Source organism: Sphingobium sp. S6, from assembly GCF_905120495.1.
GTDB lineage: Bacteria > Pseudomonadota > Alphaproteobacteria > Sphingomonadales > Sphingomonadaceae > Sphingobium > Sphingobium agri.
The window spans coordinates 482,929-501,295 of sequence record NZ_CAJHOG010000002.1; the positions used below are offsets into that span (position 1 = coordinate 482,929).

The window sequence follows — 18,367 nt, forward strand, 5'->3', positions numbered from 1 at the left end:
AAGCTAGGGGCAGGAAGCGATCCGGTCCTGCTGCACCAGAACATGGCCTGATCATATACCCGTCGCCGAATTTTCGCGTCAGTAGATCAGGCCATCTGCCTGCTGCCCCGACGCATCTCACACGATCTTTCGAGCCTAATTCGTAAATTATCGCCCATTATGATTCCGGCGGTTCCACGCGGAGTGGGAATCGGGTAGGCGGGCCATCATGTCGTCAACCCCCGCCCCTCCCCGCACTGCTGCGATCGTCTTCATTCTGCTGACGGCGCTGCTCGATGTGATGTCGATGGGCATCGTCATCCCGGTCGTGCCCCAGCTGATCGAGGAGCTGACGGGATCGACGAATAATATCGGCTTGTGGAACGGCCTGCTGGTCGCGCTGTGGGCGGTGATGCAGTTCCTGTGCTCGCCCATCATCGGATCGTTGTCCGATCGTTTCGGGCGGCGGCCAGTGATCCTGATTTCGGTGGCGGGGCTGGCGCTCGACTTCCTGCTGATGGCGCTCGCGCCCAATCTGTGGTGGCTGGCATTGGGGCGCATATTGGCGGGCGTAACGTCGTCCAGCTTCACATCGACCTTCGCCTATATGGCCGACATCATGCCGCCCGAAAGAAGGGCGCGCGGCTATGGCCTGATCGGCGCGGCGTTCAGCGGCGGGTTCGTCGCCGGGCCCCTGCTGGGCGGCATGCTGGGCGAAATTTCGGTGCGGGCGCCATTCTGGGCAGCGGCGGGATTTTCCGCCCTCGCCTTCCTCTATGGCCTGATCGTCTTGCCTGAGTCGCTGGCGCCTGAGAAGCGGATGGCCTTTTCGTGGAAGCGGGCCAATCCGTTTGGCGCGTTGAGGCTGCTGCGGTCGCATCCCGAGCTGTCGAGCCTCGCCACGGTCAACTTCCTGCTGCATTTCGCGCATCACCTGTTTTCGGCGGTGTTCGTGCTCTATGCAGGCGATCGCTACGGATGGGGCCCATGGCAGGTCGGCACCTTGTTCGCGCTGGTCGGCGCGCTGGACATGAGCGTACAGGGGCTGCTCGTCGGGCCGGTGACGAAGCGATTGGGCGATCGGCGGACGATGGTGATCGGCCTTGCCTTTGGCGCGCTGGGCCTGGCGATGATGGGCCTTGCGCCAACCGAGGAGATGTTCATCGCGGCCGTATTCCCCAGCGCTTTCTGGGGCTTGGCGATGCCGACCATCCAGTCGTTGATGACGCAGCGCGTGTCCGAGTCCGAACAAGGGCAGTTGCAGGGCGCGAACAACAGTGTGGGATCAATCGCCGGGGTCCTTTCCCCGATCTTCTTCGGCGCGATCTATTCCATATCGGTGGGTGAGCGGCCGGTGCTGCCCTTCATCGGCAGCGCCTTCCTCATCGCGGCGGCGGTGTTGGGCGGCGCGGCGCTGCTTGGCTGGGCAGCGGGACGGGCGCAGGCCGTGCCTTCGCTGGACAAGAGGAGCCAAGCGCACTAACCGCGCGGCATCCCATTTCCTCCGGTTCGTAAAGGCGATTCGATGACGCTGCCCCTTCAGGATTCCATCCTTATCGTGGATTTCGGCAGCCAGGTGACGCAGCTGATCGCGCGCCGCGTGCGCGAGGCGGGCGTCTATTCCGAGATCGCGCCGTTCAATAGCGCCGATGAGGCGTTCAAGCGGATGCAGCCCAAGGGCATCATTCTGTCGGGCGGACCGTCTTCGGTGATGTGGGAAGACAGCCCGCGCGCGCCGCAGTCCTTCTTCGACGCGGGCATCCCGATCCTGGGCATCTGCTATGGCCAGCAGACGATGATGCAGCAGATGGGCGGCAATGTCGAAGGCGGCGAAAGCGGCGAGTTCGGCCGCGCCTTCATCGAGATCAAGAAGCGCTGCGCCCTGTTCGACGGCCTGTGGGCCGAAGGCGAACGGCATCAGGTGTGGATGAGCCATGGCGACAAGGTGACGAGCCTTGCCCCCGGTTTCGAAGTGGTAGCAGTGAGCGAAGGCGCGCCCTTTGCGATGACGGCGAATGAGGAAAAGCGCTTCTACGCCACGCAATTCCATCCCGAAGTCGTGCATACGCCCGATGGCGGCAAGCTGATCGCCAATTTCGCGCGCCATGTCTGCGGCCTGAAGGGCGATTGGACCATGGCCGAGTTCCGCGCGACCAAGATCGCCGAGATCCGCGAGCAGGTGGGTGATGGCAAGGTGATCTGCGGCCTTTCCGGCGGCGTCGATAGTGCCGTTGCGGCCGTGCTGATCCATGAGGCGATCGGCGACCAGCTGACCTGCGTCTTCGTGGACCATGGCCTGATGCGCAGCGGGGAAGCCGAGCAGGTGGTGAGCCTGTTCCGGGGCAGCTACAATATCCCGCTCGTCCATGTGAATGCCGAGACGCTGTTCATGAAGGGCCTGGAGGGCGTCACCGACCCCGAGGCCAAGCGCAAGTTCATCGGCAAGACCTTCATCGACGTGTTCGAGGATGAGGCGAAGAAGATCGGCGGCGCGGCTTTCCTGGCGCAGGGGACGCTGTATCCCGACGTCATAGAGAGTGTGAGCTTCACCGGCGGGCCTTCGGTGACGATCAAGAGCCACCATAATGTCGGCGGCCTGCCCGAGCGCATGAACATGAAGCTGGTCGAGCCGCTGCGCGAGCTGTTCAAGGACGAAGTCCGGGTTCTGGGCCGTGAGCTTGGCCTGCCCGAGGTGTTCGTGGGGCGTCACCCCTTCCCCGGCCCTGGCCTGGCGATCCGCATTCCGGGCGAGGTGAACAAGGAACGTTGCGACATTCTGCGCAAGGCGGACCTCATCTATCTGGAGGAAATCCGGAACGCCGGGCTGTACGACGCGATCTGGCAGGCCTTTGCCGTGCTGCTGCCGGTGCGCACGGTCGGCGTGATGGGCGACCATCGCACCTATGACAGCGTCTGCGCGCTGCGGGCGGTGACATCGACCGATGGCATGACGGCGGACATCTATCCGTTCGACGCCTCCTTCCTCAGCCGCGTGGCGACGCGGATCATCAATGAGGTCAAGGGCATCAACCGCGTGGTTTACGATTATACATCGAAGCCGCCGGGCACGATCGAGTGGGAATAGCCCGGATAACATGACCTTCCGGGGGGCGGTCCTCCGGTTTATTCGGCACCGGGATGTGCCGTGGGTGAGAGCTAGCCTCTCCCGAGTGGCGTTCGCTACTTCCGCTCTTCCGCTTGAAGAAGTGGAGGGCTTCGACAAGCTCAGCCCGAACGGGGTTAGATGAGTTGACGTTTTCCAGCGCGCTATACTCCGGCAGTTGCGCACGATAGTCTCGCGCCATGACCAGCGCGCCTCTGGGCCATCCCGTCTATCGGGACATGCCCGCCACCATCTTCGAGAAAATGTCCGCCCGCGCGCGCGAGACGGGTGCGATCAACCTCGGCCAAGGCTTTCCCGATGCGCAAGGGCCCGAGGACATATTGCGCGCGGCCGCAGACGCCTTGTTGACCCGGTCCAACCAATATCCGCCAAGTGGCGGCTTGCCGGAATTGCGGGCGGCGGTGGCGGCGCATTATGGGCGGCATCAGGGGCTGGCGCTTGAGCCCGAAGCGGTGATCGTCACTTCCGGCGCGACCGAAGCGATTGCGGCCAGCCTGTTCGCGCTGGTGCAGCCGGGCGACGAGGTGCTGCTGCTCGCGCCGCTTTATGACGCCTATCTGCCGCTGGTGGAGCGCGCGGGCGGAGTCGCTCGGGTGATCAGGCTGACGCCGCCCGACTGGCGAGTGACGCGAGAGGCGCTGGAGGCAGCGGTCGGGCCGCGCACCCGCCTGCTGATCCTCAACAATCCGCTCAATCCCAGCGGCAGTATCATGGCCGAGGCCGAGCTGGCGATGCTGGCAGCCTTCTGCATCGAACATGACCTGATCGCCATTTGCGACGAGGTGTGGGAGCATGTGACCTTCGACGGCCGTACCCATCAGCCACTGATGCGCTTCCCCGGCATGGCGGAGCGGACGGTGAAGATCGGATCGGCTGGCAAGATATTCTCGCTCACCGGCTGGAAGATCGGCTGGATGTGCGCGGCGGCGCCCGTGGCGCGATTGCTGGGGCGGGCGCACCAGTTCCTGACCTTTACCAGCGCGCCGAACCTGCAATGGGCGGCGGCGGTCGGGCTGGCGAAACCCGATGACTGGTTTGCGGCCATGCGGGCGGGCTATCAGGCTTCGCGCGACCGGCTGGTCGATGGCTTGCGCGCGGGCGGATATGATGTGCAGCGGAGCGCCGCGACTTGGTTCGTCACACTCGATCTTCGCGGGTCAGGCATCGCGTTGGACGATGTGGCGTTTTGCGAGCGGATCATCGGCGAGGCTGGGGTGGCGGCGATCCCGATTTCCGCCTTCTATCCCGATGCGGCGGTCAAGCATCTGGTCCGGCTGTGCTTTTCCAAGAGCGATGCGGTGATCGACGAGGCGGTGGCGCGCCTTTGCCACTTTCGCGAGGCGGTGGGGTAACTAGCTCTTGCGGCCTGATGGCCAGGCGGCTAGGTTCACCTTTCGTTCCACAGGGGGATCTTCATGGACAGCCTAGCCATCATTCTCAGTCTGGCCGCCCTGGTCGCGGGGCTGGGGCTCGGCTGGCTGTTTCGCGGCAAGGCGCTGGCGCCTTTGGCGGCGGAGAAGGCAGAGCTGACGTCGCGGCTGACCCAGGCGGAGGCGCAGCGGAACGGCGCCCTGCAAGAGCTGGTTGTGGCGCAGGACCGGGCCGCGCAGGCAGGCGTGCTGGCGCAGCGGCTGGAGGATGAGCGGGCGGCGCGGGGACTTGCCGAGCGGGAGCTTGCGGCGCTGCGATCCGAGGCGCAGGCGCGGGCGGAAGCTTTCGAGGCGCAGATCGTGGCGCTGAAGGATGCGAAGGAGCAGTTGTCGGCGCAGTTCAGCGAGATTGGCGGCAAGCTGCTGCATCAGGCGCAGAGCCATTTCCTGGAGCGCGCGGACCAGCGGCTGGCGCAGGCGCATGAGAAGAGTGAGGCGCAGCTCAAGCAATTGCTGCATCCGGTCAACGAGACGATCCAGCGCTACGACCAGAAGATCAGCCAGATCGAGCAGCAGCGCACCGAGGCTTACGGCATATTGCGCGGCGAGATCGAGTCGATGAAGTCGGGCCAGGAAGCCGTGCGCGCCGAAGCGCAGCGGCTGGTCGATTCGCTGCGCCATGCCCCCAAGGCGCGGGGCCGCTGGGGCGAGCAGCAGCTGCGCAATGTGCTGGAGACGTGCGGGCTTTCCGAACATGTCGACTTCCGCACCGAAGTCAGCGTGGAGGGCGAGGATGGGCGGCTGCGGCCTGACGCGATCGTGCGCATTCCCGGCGGCCGGGCGCTGGTGATCGACGCGAAGGTGTCGCTGAACGCCTATCAGGACGCCTATGGCGCGGAAGGCGAGGAAGAGCGCAAGCGGCTGCTGTCCGCCCATGCTGCCGCGATGCGGGCGCATGTCGAGACGCTGGGGCGCAAAAGCTATGCCGATCAGTTCGACGAAGCGCCCGACTATGTCATCATGTTCGTGCCGGGCGAACATTTCCTTTCCGCCGCTCTGGAGCATGATCCGCAGCTGTGGGACCACGCCTTTGGCAAGCGCGTGCTGCTGGCGACGCCCACCAACCTCATCGCCATCGCCCGCACCGTCGCGGCAGTGTGGCGGCAGGAGAAGATGGCGGACGAAGCCAAGCGGATCGGCGCGCTCGGCAAGGAATTGTACGAGCGGCTGGCGGGCGCGGCCGGATCGCTCAAGAAGCTCGGCAATCGGCTGACGGGGGCGGTGAGCGACTATAATGCGTTCGTCGGCAGCTTCGAAGGCCGTGTGCTGGTGACGGGCCGCAAGTTGCGCGACCTCAATATCGAGACCGGCGGACGGGAGCTGGAGGCGCTGGAACCGGTGGAAGCGTTGGTGCGGGAACCAGCCTCTCCTGAAGCGGTGCGGGCGTTGCCGGAGGCGATGGCGGACGCTGCGGAGTAAAGCTGCTTACCCTCTCCCCCTGGCGGGAGGATAGAGCCAGCCGTTCCGCGTTCGCTGCGGCAAGCCGTTTCCGAACTCCGCGACATTGCATCCGCCACCAATCTCCCCTAAGTGCACCCCGTCATCTGGGGAGTAGCCAGCCGTTCGCCTCGGTCGAACGGGCCGCCTGTCAACATATTTGGCCGAGAGGCCGTGGCATGCGGGATGCGGAGCGTCGGGGCGAAAGCCTGCGCGGCCGTATCGGGCGAGACCAATGGCATCGGCTCTTCCCTGTCCGGCCGGGCGGGAGGAGGCGGTGGCATTGCGTCTTCAACCCTTCGCCCGGCCCCGGATATGCACATGATGGACGCTCTCTTCACCTCCACTGCCCTGGTCGCGCTTGCCGAGATGGGCGACAAGACGCAATTGCTGGCCATGCTGCTCGCCACCCGCTTTCGAAAGCCGGTGCCGATCATCATGGGCATATTGTTCGCTACCATGGCCAATCATTTCCTGGCGGCGCTGGTCGGCCATTCGATCGCGGGGGTGCTGACGCAGCCCTGGTTCCGTTATGCCGTGGCGGCGAGCTTCATCGCGATGGCGGCATGGACGCTGATCCCCGACAAGATCGATGAGGATGAGCCGCTGAAGGCGCCGTCGAAGGCGGGCGTGTTCGTGACGACGCTGGTCGCCTTCTTCCTGGTAGAGATGGGCGACAAGACGCAGGTCGCGACGGTGGCGCTGGGCGCAAGGTTCGACGATGTACTGGCGGTGACGGCGGGCACGACGCTGGGCATGATGATCGCCAATGTCCCGGCCGTCCTGTTCGGCGAGGCCCTGGCGCAGAAGGTGCCGATGCGCGCCTTGCAGATCGGCGCGGCGCTGCTGTTCCTCGTCCTTGGCCTGTGGATGATCGCGGGCCTGCAGGGGTGGATCGGCTAAAAAAGGAACATCGGCGGCCGCCCGGCTGTTGTCAGCAGGCGGCGGCTGTTGCAAGGGAAGCTGACTCTTCCCCCAAGCAGGACAGGCATGGAACGCGTGATGAAGGACAGTCTGGTTACGGTGTTCGGCGGCGGCGGCTTCCTTGGCCGGCAGGTCGCCCAAGCCCTGATGGAGCGGGGCGCGCGCGTCCGCATCGCGCAGCGTGATCTGGCAGGGGCGCTGCGCGTGCAGCCGCTGGGCGCTCTTGGCCAGAAGCAGTTCGTGGCAGCCGACATCCGCAATGCGCAAAGCGTTGCACGGGCGGTCGCGGGCAGCGACATCGTCATCAATCTGGTGGGCGTCCTGAGCGGCGATCTGGAAGGATCGCATCATGACGGCGCGGCCAATGTCGCGAAGGCTGCGGCGGATGCCGGAGCCCGCGCCCTGGTCCATGTGTCCGCGATCGGTGCCGACGCGCAGAGCCAGTCCGAATATGGCCGGTCCAAGGCCGCGGGCGAGGCGGCGGTCAAAGCGGCGTTCCCGAACGCGACCATCATTCGCCCGTCCATCATCTTCGGCCCGGAAGATCAGTTCCTCAACCGCTTTGCCGAGTTGATCAGCCGACTGCCTGTAGTGCCGGTGATCGGTGCGGACACGAAGTTCCAGCCCGTCTATGTCGCCGACGTCGCACAGGCGATCGCGAACGCGGCGGCCGACCCGGACCGGCATGGCGGCCAGACGTTCGAGCTGGGCGGCCCGCGCCAGATCAGCATGATGGAACTCAACCGCTGGATCGGCAAGGCGATCGGCCGGGATTGCAGCCTGGTGGCGGTGCCGCCCTCGATCTCGTCGGCGATCGCAAGCCTGGGCTGGCTGCCGGGCGCGCCGATCACGCGCGATCAATATGCGATGTTGCAGCGGGACAATGTCGTGTCGCCGGGCGCGCCGGGACTGGCGGAGCTGGGCGTGTCACCGACACCGATGGAAGCCATCGCCGACAGCTGGCTGGTCCGCTATCGCCGCCACGGGCGCTTTGCAGGACGCGTGAAGGCCTGAAATCAACACGGTGCATTCATCGCCGCGAGGCAAACTGTCGATGGGCTGACGGGATGGCGCGGCGGTGAGCGTCGCGCCCGCATTGCGCCAGAGCGGCGCATCTGCACAATAGGCAGGACCATCCCTCCGCCCTCTTCCGGGCCGATTTCCCCTATCAGTTCAAGGACCAGAGCTGCCCATGGACCATTATCTGACGGTCATCCTGCTTGGCATTGTCGAGGGACTGACCGAGTTCCTGCCGGTATCGTCCACCGGGCACCTGATCCTGGCCAGCGAGCTGCTGGGCTATGACGCCGCGACATGGGCGATGTTCAACGTCATCATTCAGCTGGGTGCGATCCTGGCGGTGGTGGTGCTTTACTGGCGGACATTCTGGGCCGTTGCGATGGGGTTGTTCCGCAAGGAGCCGACGAGCTGGCGGTTCCTGCGCAATCTGCTGGTCGCGTTCCTGCCGTCCGTCGTTATCGGTCTGGCGATGCATGATTATATCGAGGTGCTGCTGGGCGCGCCGCAAGTCGTCGCCTGGGCGCTGATCATCGGCGGTGTCGCGATATTGTTGATCGAACGGATGGCGAAGGACAATCGCTTCCACGGCATTGCCGATATCCCGCTGGCTCGGGTCGTGGGCATCGGGCTTATCCAGTGCATTTCCATGATTCCGGGCGTCAGCCGGTCGGGCGCGACGATCATGGGCGCCCTGTCGCTTGGGGTGGAGCGGCGGACGGCAGCGGAGTTCAGCTTTTTCCTGGCGGTCCCGACCATGTTGGGCGCGTCGACATTGGAGCTGTTGAAAAAGGGAAGCGACATCACTTCTGCCACGGTTGGCTGGAGCAGCATCGCCCTGGGCTTCGTCGTCTCCTTCATCGTGGCACTGCTGGTAATCCGTTGGTTTGTCGGCCTTGTCTCGCGCCAGGGCTTTGTGCCTTTCGCCTGGTACAGGATCATCGCTGGAACGGCGGCACTGCTATGGCTGGCGATGCGATAGGGCCGATGTGGACCAATGATGGCGTGATCGGCACTTGTGACTGATAGGACGTGCTGCAAACGCCGCTATTTTAGGTAATCAAAGCTGTCCTATATCGCAGAATCCACGTGACTCTGCCGGTTTTTCTGCTATGTGCGCCCTGAATTCATTTTAGGGACTCATCATGGCTGACAATCCAATGCTGAAATTCGTGGGAACGGGCCAAGCCTATCCCGAGAAGCGTTCGGCGGATGATCGCGCCGACGACTTCATGGAAATCAGCCGCAGCTTCCTGCTGGAGAAGGCGGAAGAACAGGCGTCGCGCTGCTCGCAATGCGGCGTGCCCTATTGCGCGACCCACTGTCCGCTGCACAACCACATCCCCGACTGGTTGCGCCTGACGGCCGAGGGACGGTTGCGCGAAGCCTATGAACTTTCCAACCTGACCAGCACGATGCCGGAGATTTGTGGCCGCATCTGCCCGCAGGACCGCCTGTGCGAAGGCAATTGCGTCATCGAATTTTCCGGTCATGGCGCGGTCACGATCGGGTCGGTCGAAAAGTTCATCACTGACACGGCCTGGAAGGAAGGCTGGGTAGAGCCACTGGTGCCCGGCCAGCCGCTCGGGCAGTCGGTCGGCGTGATCGGCGCCGGTCCAGCGGGCCTGACCACCGCCGAATATCTGCGCGCCGCGGGCTATGACGTGAATGTCTATGACCGGCACGACCGCGCGGGCGGGCTGCTGACCTACGGCATCCCCGGTTTCAAGCTGGAGAAGGACGTCGTCATGCGCCGTGTCCAGCGGCTGAAGGATGGCGGCATTGTCTTCCATGAGGGCTTCGAAGTCGGCCGCGATGCGTCGATGGAGGAACTGCGCAGCCGCCATGACGCCATCCTGATCGCGACCGGCGTCTACAAGCCGCGCGACATCAAGGCGCCGGGCGTCGGAGCCAAGGGCGTGATCAAGGCGCTCGACTTTCTTACCGCGTCCAACAAGGCGGGCTTTGGCGATGCAGTGCCCGAGCATGAGGACGGCACGCTGCACGCCAATGGCAAGAAGGTCGTCGTCATCGGCGGCGGCGACACGGCGATGGATTGCGTCCGCACCGCCATCCGCCAGGGCGCGACGTCGGTGAAGTGCCTTTATCGCCGCGACCGGGACAATATGCCCGGTTCGCAGCGCGAGGTGCAGAATGCGGAGGAGGAAGGCGTCGAGTTCGTCTGGCTCTCCGCGCCGATCGCGTTCGAAGGCACGGAACATGTGACCGGCGTCAAGGTGACGAAGATGCGCCTGGGCCAGCCCGACGCGTCCGGCCGCCGCGCGCCGGAAGCCGATCCGGGCACGGAATATACGCTCGAAGCCGACATGGTCATCAAGGCGCTGGGTTATGACCCCGAAGAGCTGCCAAAGCTGTTCGGCGCGGAAGACCTGTCGGTCACGCGTTGGGGCACGCTGCGCGTCGATCACAAGACGATGATGACGTCGATGGACGGCGTGTTCGCTGCGGGCGACATCGTGCGCGGCGCTTCGCTGGTCGTGTGGGCGATCCGCGACGGCCGCGATGTGACCGAGCATATGCACCGCTATCTGCGTGCCAAGGCGAAGGCGGCGGCCGGAGAAAGGCAAGCGGCGTGAGGCGGGCTTTCCGCTTTTCCCTGATCGGGTTGGCGCTGCTGGCCGCGCCGGCCGCCCTTGCGCAGGGCGCGCCTGACGCCTCGCGGGTGGCGGCTGCGCGTCCGGTCGTGGACAAGATCTTCCCGGTCGGCACCTATCGCCGGATGATGGACGGCACCATGTCCAAGATGATGGACAGCATGATGGACGGCATGATGAAGATGCCGATCGCTCAGTTCGCCCGCATTGGCGGTGTGCCAGAAGAGAAGCTGGCGGCGCTTGAGGAATCCTCGATGGAGCAGATCAGCGCGATCATCGATCCCAATTTCCGCCAGCGTACGAAGCTGGGCATGGACGCGATGATGGGGTCGATGGTCGACATGATGGACGGCTTCGAGCCCAAGGTGCGCGACGCGCTGACCCGCGCCTATGCGCGCAAGTTCGACGGCAAGCAGCTTGGCGAATTATCAGCGTTCTTCAAGACGTCGACCGGGGACCTGTATGCCCGGGAGTCCATGATGATGTTCATGGATCCGGAGATTATGGGCGAGATGCAGGCATTGATGCCCGAAATGATGAAGAAGATGCCGGAAATGGCAGCCAAGGCGGAGGCAGCGACAAAAAGCCTGCCCCCGCCGCGCAAGATCGCCGACCTGTCGCAAGAGGAACGCGGCAAGTTGGCGAAGCTGTTGGGTGTCAAGGCGAGCGACCTGAAGGACGGCGCCGCCACGAGTGACGAAGGAACGAAGTGATGAGCGATCAGACCCCCTATATGGCGAGCCCCGAAGAGCGCGCGCGCCTTGCCGCCGAGGGCATGTATCATCCGGAGATGGAAGGCGATGCCTGCGGCGTCGGCCTTGTCGCCGCGACGGACGGGCGTCCGAGCCGCCGCGTCGTCGCTTCGGCGATCGATGCGCTGAAGGCGGTGTGGCACCGTGGCGCTGTCGATGCGGATGGCAAGACCGGGGATGGCGCTGGCATCCATGTCGATCTACCGGTGCGCTTCTTTGACGATGCGATCGCCGATTCGGGGCATAAGCCCCTGCCCAACCGCCTCGCCGTCGGCATGATCTTCTTGCCGCGCACCGATCTCTCTGCGCAGGAAACTTGCCGCACGATCGTCGAGAGCGAGATCATCGACGCGGGCTACACCATCTATGGCTGGCGCCAGGTGCCCGTCGACGTGTCGGTCATCGGCGAGAAGGCGCAGCGCACCCGTCCGGAAATCGAGCAGATCATGATCGCCGGGCCGATGCCCGAAGAGCGCGACCAGACCGAGTTCGAAAAGGACCTCTACCTCATCCGGCGCCGGATCGAGAAGAAGGTGATCGCCGCGCAGATCCAGGATTTCTACATCTGCTCGCTGAGCTGCCGTTCGATCATCTACAAGGGGCTGTTCCTCGCGGAATCGCTGTCGGTCTTCTATCCCGACTTGCAGGACGAGCGGTTCGAGAGCCGGGTGGCGATCTTCCACCAGCGTTATTCGACCAACACCTTCCCGCAATGGTGGCTGGCCCAGCCGTTCCGCACGCTCGCGCATAATGGTGAGATCAACACCATTCGCGGCAACAAGAACTGGATGAAGAGCCACGAGATCAAGATGGCCTCTCTGGCCTTTGGCGATCATAGCGAAGACATCAAGCCCGTGATCCCGGCGGGCGCTTCGGATACCGCTGCGCTCGACGCAGTGTTCGAAGCGATCTGCCGTTCAGGCCGTGACGCGCCGACCGCAAAGCTGATGCTGGTGCCAGAAGCGTGGCAGGCCGCCGCTGGCGAAACGCCGCAGAGCCATGTCGACATGTATGAATATCTCGCCTCCGTCATGGAGCCGTGGGACGGTCCGGCCGCGCTGGCGATGACCGATGGCCGCTGGGTCGTGGCGGGCGTAGACCGCAACGCGCTGCGTCCGCTGCGCTATACCCTTACCGGCGACAATCTGCTGATCGTGGGTTCGGAAACCGGCATGGTCGTGGTGCCCGAAACCACCATCGTGAAGAAGGGCCGCATGGGCCCCGGCCAGATGATCGCGGTGGACCTGCAGGAAGGCGAAATCTACGACGACCGCGCGATCAAGGACCAGATCGCGGGTGAGCGGCCCTATGCCGAGCTGATCAAGGACTTCATGAAGGTCGGTGATCTGCCCCAGGCTGACAGCGCCCTGCCCGCTTGGGACAAGGCGGAACTGACGCGCCGCCAGGTGGCCGCCAATCTGTCGCTGGAGGATATGGAGCTGATCCTCGCCCCGATGGTCGAGGACGCCAAGGAAGCCGTCGGATCGATGGGCGACGACACGCCGCTGGCGGTCATTTCCGACAAGCCGCGTACCGTCAGCCACTTCTTCCGCCAGAATTTCAGCCAGGTTACCAACCCGCCGATCGACTCCCTGCGCGAACGGCATGTGATGAGCCTGCGCACCCGCTTTTCCAATCTGCACAACATCCTGGAGCAGGAAGCGCAGAACAGCCATGTGCTGGTGCTGGAATCGCCGGTGCTGATTTCGTCCGAATGGGCGCGGCTGAAGGCCCATTTCGGCCCGGCGGTGGCGGAAATCGACTGCACCTTCCCGGCGGAAGGCGGGCAGGAGCAGCTGCGCGCCGCCATCGCCCGCATCCGTGAAGAGGCCGAGCAGGCGGTGCGTGAAGGCCGCACGGAAATCTTCCTGACCGACGAGCATATCAACGCCGATCGCGTCGCCATCGCTGGCGTGCTGGCGGCGGCGGCGGTGCACACGCACCTCGTCCGCAAGGGCCTGCGCAGCTACGCGTCGATCAACGTGCGCTGCGCCGAGGCGCTCGACACCCATTATTTCGCGGTGCTGATCGGCGTCGGCGCGACCACGGTGAACGCCTATCTGGCCGAAGCCAGCATCGCGGATCGCCATGCGCGCGGCCTGTTCGGAGATCTGGCGCTTGACCAGTGTTTCGAACGGTTCCGCACGGCCATCAACGAAGGCCTGCTGAAGATCATGTCCAAGATGGGCATCGCGGTCATCAGCAGCTATCGCGGCGGCTATAATTTCGAAGCGGTGGGCCTGTCGCGCGCGCTGGTGAACGATCTCTTCCCCGGCATGCCCGCGAAGATTTCCGGCGAAGGCTATGCGTCGCTGCACCATAATGCGGTGCTGCGCCATGAAGCGGCCTATGACAGCGCAGCCGTGCGCCTGCCGGTCGGCGGCTTCTACCGCCAGCGCAATGGCGGAGAGAGCCACGCCTATTCCGCACAGCTGATGCACCTGTTGCAGACGGCGGTGGGAACGGACAGCTATTCGACCTATCTGCAATTCTCGCGCGGTGTGCGGGATCTGCCGCCGGTCTATCTGCGCGACCTGCTGGAGTTCAATTTCGCGCGGGAGGCTGTGCCGATCGACGAGGTCGAGGCGACGACGGAAATCCGCAAGCGCTTCGTGACGCCGGGCATGTCCCTGGGGGCGCTCAGCCCTGAGGCGCATGAGACGCTGGCGATCGCGATGAACCGCATCGGCGCGAAGGCCGTGTCGGGCGAAGGCGGCGAGGATGCGAACCGCTTCAAGCCCTATGAGAATGGCGACAATGCCAACAGCGTGATCAAGCAGATCGCTAGCGGCAGGTTTGGCGTTCATGCCGAATATCTGGGCAGCGCCGAGGAAATCGAGATCAAGGTCGCGCAGGGCGCCAAGCCCGGCGAAGGCGGCCAGCTGCCCGGTTTCAAGGTGACCGAGTTCATCGCCAGGCTGCGCCATTCGACGCCCGGCGTGACGCTGATCTCGCCGCCGCCGCACCATGACATCTATTCGATCGAGGATCTGGCGCAGCTCATCTACGACTGCAAGATGATCAACCCGCGCGCGCGGGTGTGCGTCAAGCTGGTGAGCCAGGCTGGTATCGGCACGGTGGCGGCGGGCGTGGCGAAGGCGCATGCCGACGTCATCCTGATCGCGGGCCATGTCGGCGGCACCGGCGCAAGCCCACAGACGTCGATCAAATATGCCGGCACCCCTTGGGAGATGGGGCTGTCCGAAGCCAATCAGGTGCTGACGCTCAATGGCCTGCGCCATCGGGTGAAGCTGCGCACGGACGGCGGACTCAAGACTGGCCGCGACATCGTGATCGCGGCGATCCTGGGCGCCGAGGAGTTCGGCATCGGCACGCTGAGCCTGGTCGCCATGGGCTGCATCATGGTGCGCCAGTGCCACAGCAACACCTGCCCCGTGGGCGTCTGCGTGCAGGATGAAAAGCTGCGCCAGAAGTTCACCGGCACGCCGGAGAAGGTCATCAACCTCATGACCTTCATCGCCGAGGAAGTGCGCGAGATCCTGGCGCGGCTGGGCTATCGCAGCCTGGACGAGGTGATCGGGCGGACGGAACTGCTGAAGCAGGTCAATCGCGGCGCCGAGCATCTCGACGACCTCGACCTCAACCCCATCCTTGCGAAGGTTGATGCGCCCGACGACCAGCGGCGCTTCAGCCTGACGGAATGGCGCAACGAGGTGCCCGACAGCTTGGACGCGCAGATGATGCGCGATGCCAAGGCGGTGTTCGAGCGGGGCGAGAAGATGCAGCTGACCTATACGGTCCGCAACACGCATCGCGCCGTGGGCACCCGGCTGTCGGCGGCGGTAACGGAGCGGTTCGGCATGTCTGCCCTTGCGGACGGGCACCTGACCGTGCGTCTGCGCGGGTCTGCGGGCCAGTCGCTGGGCGCGTTCCTGTGCAAGGGCATCACGCTGGAAGTCTTTGGTGACGCCAACGACTATGTGGGCAAGGGCTTGTCGGGCGGCACGATCGTCGTGCGCACCACCGTGTCCTCGCCGCTGACCAGCAAGGACAACACGATCATCGGTAACACCGTGCTGTACGGCGCGACGGCGGGCAAACTGTTCGCGGCGGGCCAGGCCGGTGAGCGCTTTGCCGTCCGCAACTCCGGTGCTCAGGTAGTGGTCGAAGGCTGCGGCGCCAATGGCTGCGAATATATGACCGGCGGCACGGCGGTGATCCTGGGCAAGACGGGCGCGAACTTCGGCGCGGGCATGACCGGCGGCATGGCGTTCATCCTGGACGAGGATGGCAGCTTTGAACAGCAGGCCAATCCGGAAAGCATCGTGTGGCAGCGGCTGGAAAGCGCCCATTGGGAAGCGCAGCTGAAGGCGTTGATCGCCGAACATGCGGTGACGACCGACAGCAAATGGTCGAACACGATCCTGGATGATTGGGATCGCTGGCGGCGGTATTTCTGGCAGGTGTGCCCCAAGGAGATGGTGCACCGGCTCGCTCACCCGTTGAGCGATGCGCCTACCGCGGTAGTAGCCGCCGAGTAAGAGGAAGGGGAGGAAAGCGAAACGCTTCCTCCCCTTTTTCTATGACGGTGCGACGGGCCTCGTCCCGCCCCTCGCTTTTTAGCTCAGCTAATAGGAAGTCACTGTTGCTGCGGGCGTCCGATCGAATGACGGCTGGCTGCCTTGCGCCAGTTGAGCGGGATGAGGCGGCGCATCATCGCCATTCGCGAAACGCTCTATATTCGCGGGCAGGCGGTGAACCGGTGAGGGCGGCGCGTCGTCCAGAGGCTGCCAGTCGGTATCGGTTTGTACATCCTGCGCTTCATACCGCTGAACCGCCGGATCGTCATAGCCGCTCCAGCTTCCCATCATCGCGGTCATCTGCCGCTGCGCCAAGGTTGGGCCGCAGCCCTTGCAGTCGATTTCCTCGGGCCCGGCCAGATCAACGCCATCCGTCGCAATGACAGGATCAGGAGATGCGGAATAGGAGGATTCGATGTCGGTAAACGCCACGCGCGGCGGGGTCGTGGCATAGAGGCCGAGCGCCAGTCCGCTCGTCAATGCGGCTCCGGCGCTTGCCAGGCTGAACAACCAGAATCGAGCGGACATGCGACCTTCTCCTTTTCCGCCCTCGCCCACGGACATCACCATCCTTCGGCAAAAGAAACGCGCATGACGATCGGTTGTTGCATGGCCTTGAAGCCTTTGCTAAGGGCCGCCTCCTACCAAGGCACCGGCCCCGCCGGTTTCCCTTCAGATGTGCGGTCGTGGCGGAATTGGTAGACGCGCAACGTTGAGGTCGTTGTGGCCGAAAGGCCGTGGAAGTTCGAGTCTTCTCGACCGCACCAAACAGTGTTAAGTATCTGATAAGAAAGTGATATTTCCCCCGACTGGGGAAACCGACGCAGTTCTGCGGCCTTTCAAGGCGCTATTTCAGATGGGTGAAGCCGGAGACGCTTTCGCCTGCTGATTCTCTGGCCCAAATATGCCTAAATTCTCTTGGTCAAATTTGCCGGCTTCACCTGCGCGGAGCGCACGTAGTTCAACATTCGGCATCATCCCAAGCGATTGCGACGTCACCGCCGAGCAAATCTGCCGCCCGTGAAATTTGTTTAAGCCCGGGGTGGCGGCTGGACTTCTGAAAGAACTTTCCAGTCTGGGCCCGCCTGTCGAGTTCGACATATGACATTCCCAGCGCCTTTGCCCGTTCGCGAATTGCATCAAGCGCCGAAATACCAAAAATAGTGCTTTGACCGCGGCGATGGGGAGCTTTGATATGTCCGGCTTTCGCCTTGATCTGCCCTAGACGAAGCCCGGGAAACAAATGCTCAAGATCCCGATCAGGAACATGGTTTGCAAAGGCCGAGTGCAATCGCCTGACCTCGACATTTGTCCAGACGTGTCGCTGGCGCACGATGCCTAATCGACGCACCCGGTGCTTGAGTGAGGCGAGCGAACGATGAGGCAGTACGATGCGGAGAAGGTCATAAGCGGGGTAATGCTTGCGCAGGCAAGCGTCCTCTTCCTGCGTCCAGACTGTTCCATTTGCGACGGGCAGGCGCGTGCGGCGTCGCCTTGGACCTCCGTTCATTCCTCTGGCCAACGCACAATGGGCGTTCCCCCGAGCAGCGACATGGCTCGCTGAAGCGCCCGCCAATCAACATGGCGCACACCAACGAAATAGCGCGTGCGACCAACGAATGCGTCCAACTCGGTCATCGTGATGCGAAGCTGGAATGCGCGCCGACGTATGCTGTCGATGAGGGGATGTCCAATAAGTCGGGGCGGCCGCCGCGGGCGCCGATATCCAAGTGCCGAAGCCTTGCTCCAGATCTGTTTGGGGGTCTTGCCTGCAAATAGTTGCGTGAGGGTCGCGACGGGAATCCCGGCCACATATGGATTGCGTAATCGGACTGCATCTGCATGCGACCAGATACGTCGGGGCGGCACGAGGCCGATCCCACGCGCCTTCGCAGCAACTGCACCGCGGGTGCGCCAAGGCAGAGCGGCAGATATAGCTGTGTAATCCGGATACAGGCTCCGAAGGGTATCGATCTCTGTGGCTGTCCAGATGGGATCGCCCGCTATTGTTCGGCCGGTGCGCTCGATATGCTCCAGCAGACGGTCTCGACCCTGCAACCCGCGCCACGCAGCCCGTGTGAGTAACATATGCTCCCGATCCGTCGCCGCCGTGGTCAGTGCCCGTGGGTCAGGAGGCGGACATGGTGCAAGAGGGCTGCTGCAGGATGAGCCCAATGGCGGGCGAACGGGCATGCGTCTTTACGACGAGTTTCAGGCCGTGATCATTCCCGAAAGCGCATTTGGAAGGCGCCTTGCCCCACATGTGATCCGGACGGATACAAGTGTGACCCGCGCGGATAATGGAATGACAAAAGTTGGGTCATTTTGTCATTCTGTTCGAATCTTCTCGAGAGCACCATTCAATTCTCAAAGCAAACCAAATTCACCCCTCGGGGGCATCCCGCGTGAATATGGCGCGGTTCCGCGGCATTTCGCGGTGCATCCTTTCCGGCCTGAAGCCAGAGACGCGATTTCACCCTCGGTTGGCAGCACAAGAACGGCCAGATTCTCTGTCGAGAATAGCCCGGCTTCACTGCAGTTTGCTTGA

The 18,367-nt window shown here is 63.8% G+C and carries 12 protein-coding genes, 1 tRNA gene and 1 riboswitch; of the genes, 11 read left to right on the plus strand and 2 right to left on the minus strand.

The window, feature by feature from the left end; genetic code table 11:
• Nucleotides 1-208 precede the first annotated feature (208 nt).
• The 10 genes from SPHS8_RS09505 (at nt 209) to gltB (ending at nt 15,780) form a co-directional block, all read left to right on the plus strand.
• Nucleotides 209-1,462: a TCR/Tet family MFS transporter gene (locus tag SPHS8_RS09505; RefSeq protein ID WP_201515271.1), complete on the plus strand. Its 1,254-nt coding sequence runs from the start codon at nt 209-211 to the stop codon at nt 1,460-1,462.
• Between the two features lie 42 nt (nt 1,463-1,504).
• Nucleotides 1,505-3,064 (plus strand): glutamine-hydrolyzing GMP synthase, encoded by a 1,560-nt coding sequence (gene guaA, locus SPHS8_RS09510; protein ID WP_097090684.1) that lies wholly within the window; start codon nt 1,505-1,507, stop codon nt 3,062-3,064.
• 218 nt (nt 3,065-3,282) lie between these two features.
• Entirely contained in the window at nt 3,283-4,455 is a 1,173-nt protein-coding gene (locus SPHS8_RS09515; RefSeq protein ID WP_201515272.1) for an aminotransferase, read from the plus strand.
• A gap of 63 nt (nt 4,456-4,518) precedes the next feature.
• Nucleotides 4,519-5,952, plus strand: a complete 1,434-nt coding sequence (gene rmuC, locus SPHS8_RS09520) for a DNA recombination protein RmuC (protein WP_201515273.1) — start codon at nt 4,519-4,521, stop codon at nt 5,950-5,952.
• A gap of 114 nt (nt 5,953-6,066) precedes the next feature.
• Nucleotides 6,067-6,194, plus strand: a riboswitch (yybP-ykoY riboswitch).
• Nucleotides 6,195-6,294: 100 nt separating this feature from the next.
• A complete protein-coding gene (locus SPHS8_RS09525) occupies nt 6,295-6,873 on the plus strand; it encodes a TMEM165/GDT1 family protein (RefSeq protein WP_201515502.1) in 579 nt (192 codons plus the stop codon).
• Nucleotides 6,874-6,960: 87 nt separating this feature from the next.
• Nucleotides 6,961-7,908: a complex I NDUFA9 subunit family protein gene (locus SPHS8_RS09530; RefSeq protein WP_201515274.1), complete on the plus strand. Its 948-nt coding sequence runs from the start codon at nt 6,961-6,963 to the stop codon at nt 7,906-7,908.
• Nucleotides 7,909-8,086: 178 nt separating this feature from the next.
• On the plus strand, nt 8,087-8,893 hold the full coding sequence (locus tag SPHS8_RS09535) for an undecaprenyl-diphosphate phosphatase (RefSeq protein WP_201515275.1): 807 nt from the start codon (nt 8,087-8,089) through the stop codon (nt 8,891-8,893).
• A 163-nt stretch (nt 8,894-9,056) separates the two neighbouring features.
• On the plus strand, nt 9,057-10,508 hold the full coding sequence (locus SPHS8_RS09540; protein WP_201515276.1) for an NAD(P)-dependent oxidoreductase: 1,452 nt from the start codon (nt 9,057-9,059) through the stop codon (nt 10,506-10,508).
• Nucleotides 10,505-11,239 carry a DUF2059 domain-containing protein gene (locus SPHS8_RS09545; protein WP_201515277.1) on the plus strand — a complete coding sequence of 245 codons (735 nt, stop codon included), beginning with the start codon at nt 10,505-10,507 and terminating at the stop codon, nt 11,237-11,239. The genes SPHS8_RS09540 and SPHS8_RS09545 overlap by 4 nt, the downstream gene beginning before the upstream one ends.
• Nucleotides 11,239-15,780 (plus strand): glutamate synthase large subunit, encoded by a 4,542-nt coding sequence (gene gltB / locus SPHS8_RS09550; protein ID WP_201515278.1) that lies wholly within the window; start codon nt 11,239-11,241, stop codon nt 15,778-15,780. The genes SPHS8_RS09545 and gltB overlap by 1 nt, the downstream gene beginning before the upstream one ends.
• An 87-nt stretch (nt 15,781-15,867) precedes the next feature.
• On the opposite strand, the gene SPHS8_RS09555 is transcribed toward gltB, so the two are convergent.
• Nucleotides 15,868-16,347, minus strand: a complete 480-nt coding sequence (locus SPHS8_RS09555) for a hypothetical protein (RefSeq protein ID WP_201515279.1) — start codon at nt 16,345-16,347, stop codon at nt 15,868-15,870.
• Between the two features lie 152 nt (nt 16,348-16,499).
• On the opposite strand from SPHS8_RS09555, the gene SPHS8_RS09560 reads away from it, so the two are divergent.
• Nucleotides 16,500-16,586 (plus strand) — tRNA-Leu (locus tag SPHS8_RS09560).
• A 194-nt stretch (nt 16,587-16,780) separates the two neighbouring features.
• Here SPHS8_RS09560 and SPHS8_RS09565 read toward each other — a convergent pair.
• Nucleotides 16,781-17,329: a hypothetical protein gene (locus SPHS8_RS09565; RefSeq protein ID WP_201515280.1), complete on the minus strand. Its 549-nt coding sequence runs from the start codon at nt 17,327-17,329 to the stop codon at nt 16,781-16,783.
• Between the last annotated feature and the right edge of the window lie 1,038 nt (nt 17,330-18,367).

What these genes read in the sequence shown, in the direction of transcription:
- SPHS8_RS09505 (WP_201515271.1), top strand. Translation starts at nt 209, where the DNA reads ATGTCGTCAACCCCCGCCCCTCCCCGCACTGCTGCGATCGTCTTCATT.
- guaA (WP_097090684.1), top strand. Translation starts at nt 1,505, where the DNA reads ATGACGCTGCCCCTTCAGGATTCCATCCTTATCGTGGATTTCGGCAGC.
- SPHS8_RS09515 (WP_201515272.1), top strand. Translation starts at nt 3,283, where the DNA reads ATGACCAGCGCGCCTCTGGGCCATCCCGTCTATCGGGACATGCCCGCC.
- rmuC (WP_201515273.1), top strand. Translation starts at nt 4,519, where the DNA reads ATGGACAGCCTAGCCATCATTCTCAGTCTGGCCGCCCTGGTCGCGGGG.
- SPHS8_RS09525 (WP_201515502.1), top strand. Translation starts at nt 6,295, where the DNA reads ATGGACGCTCTCTTCACCTCCACTGCCCTGGTCGCGCTTGCCGAGATG.
- SPHS8_RS09530 (WP_201515274.1), top strand. Translation starts at nt 6,961, where the DNA reads ATGGAACGCGTGATGAAGGACAGTCTGGTTACGGTGTTCGGCGGCGGC.
- SPHS8_RS09535 (WP_201515275.1), top strand. Translation starts at nt 8,087, where the DNA reads ATGGACCATTATCTGACGGTCATCCTGCTTGGCATTGTCGAGGGACTG.
- SPHS8_RS09540 (WP_201515276.1), top strand. Translation starts at nt 9,057, where the DNA reads ATGGCTGACAATCCAATGCTGAAATTCGTGGGAACGGGCCAAGCCTAT.
- gltB (WP_201515278.1), top strand. Translation starts at nt 11,239, where the DNA reads ATGAGCGATCAGACCCCCTATATGGCGAGCCCCGAAGAGCGCGCGCGC.
- SPHS8_RS09555 (WP_201515279.1), bottom strand. Translation starts at nt 16,347, where the DNA reads ATGTCCGCTCGATTCTGGTTGTTCAGCCTGGCAAGCGCCGGAGCCGCA.
- SPHS8_RS09565 (WP_201515280.1), bottom strand. Translation starts at nt 17,329, where the DNA reads ATGAACGGAGGTCCAAGGCGACGCCGCACGCGCCTGCCCGTCGCAAAT.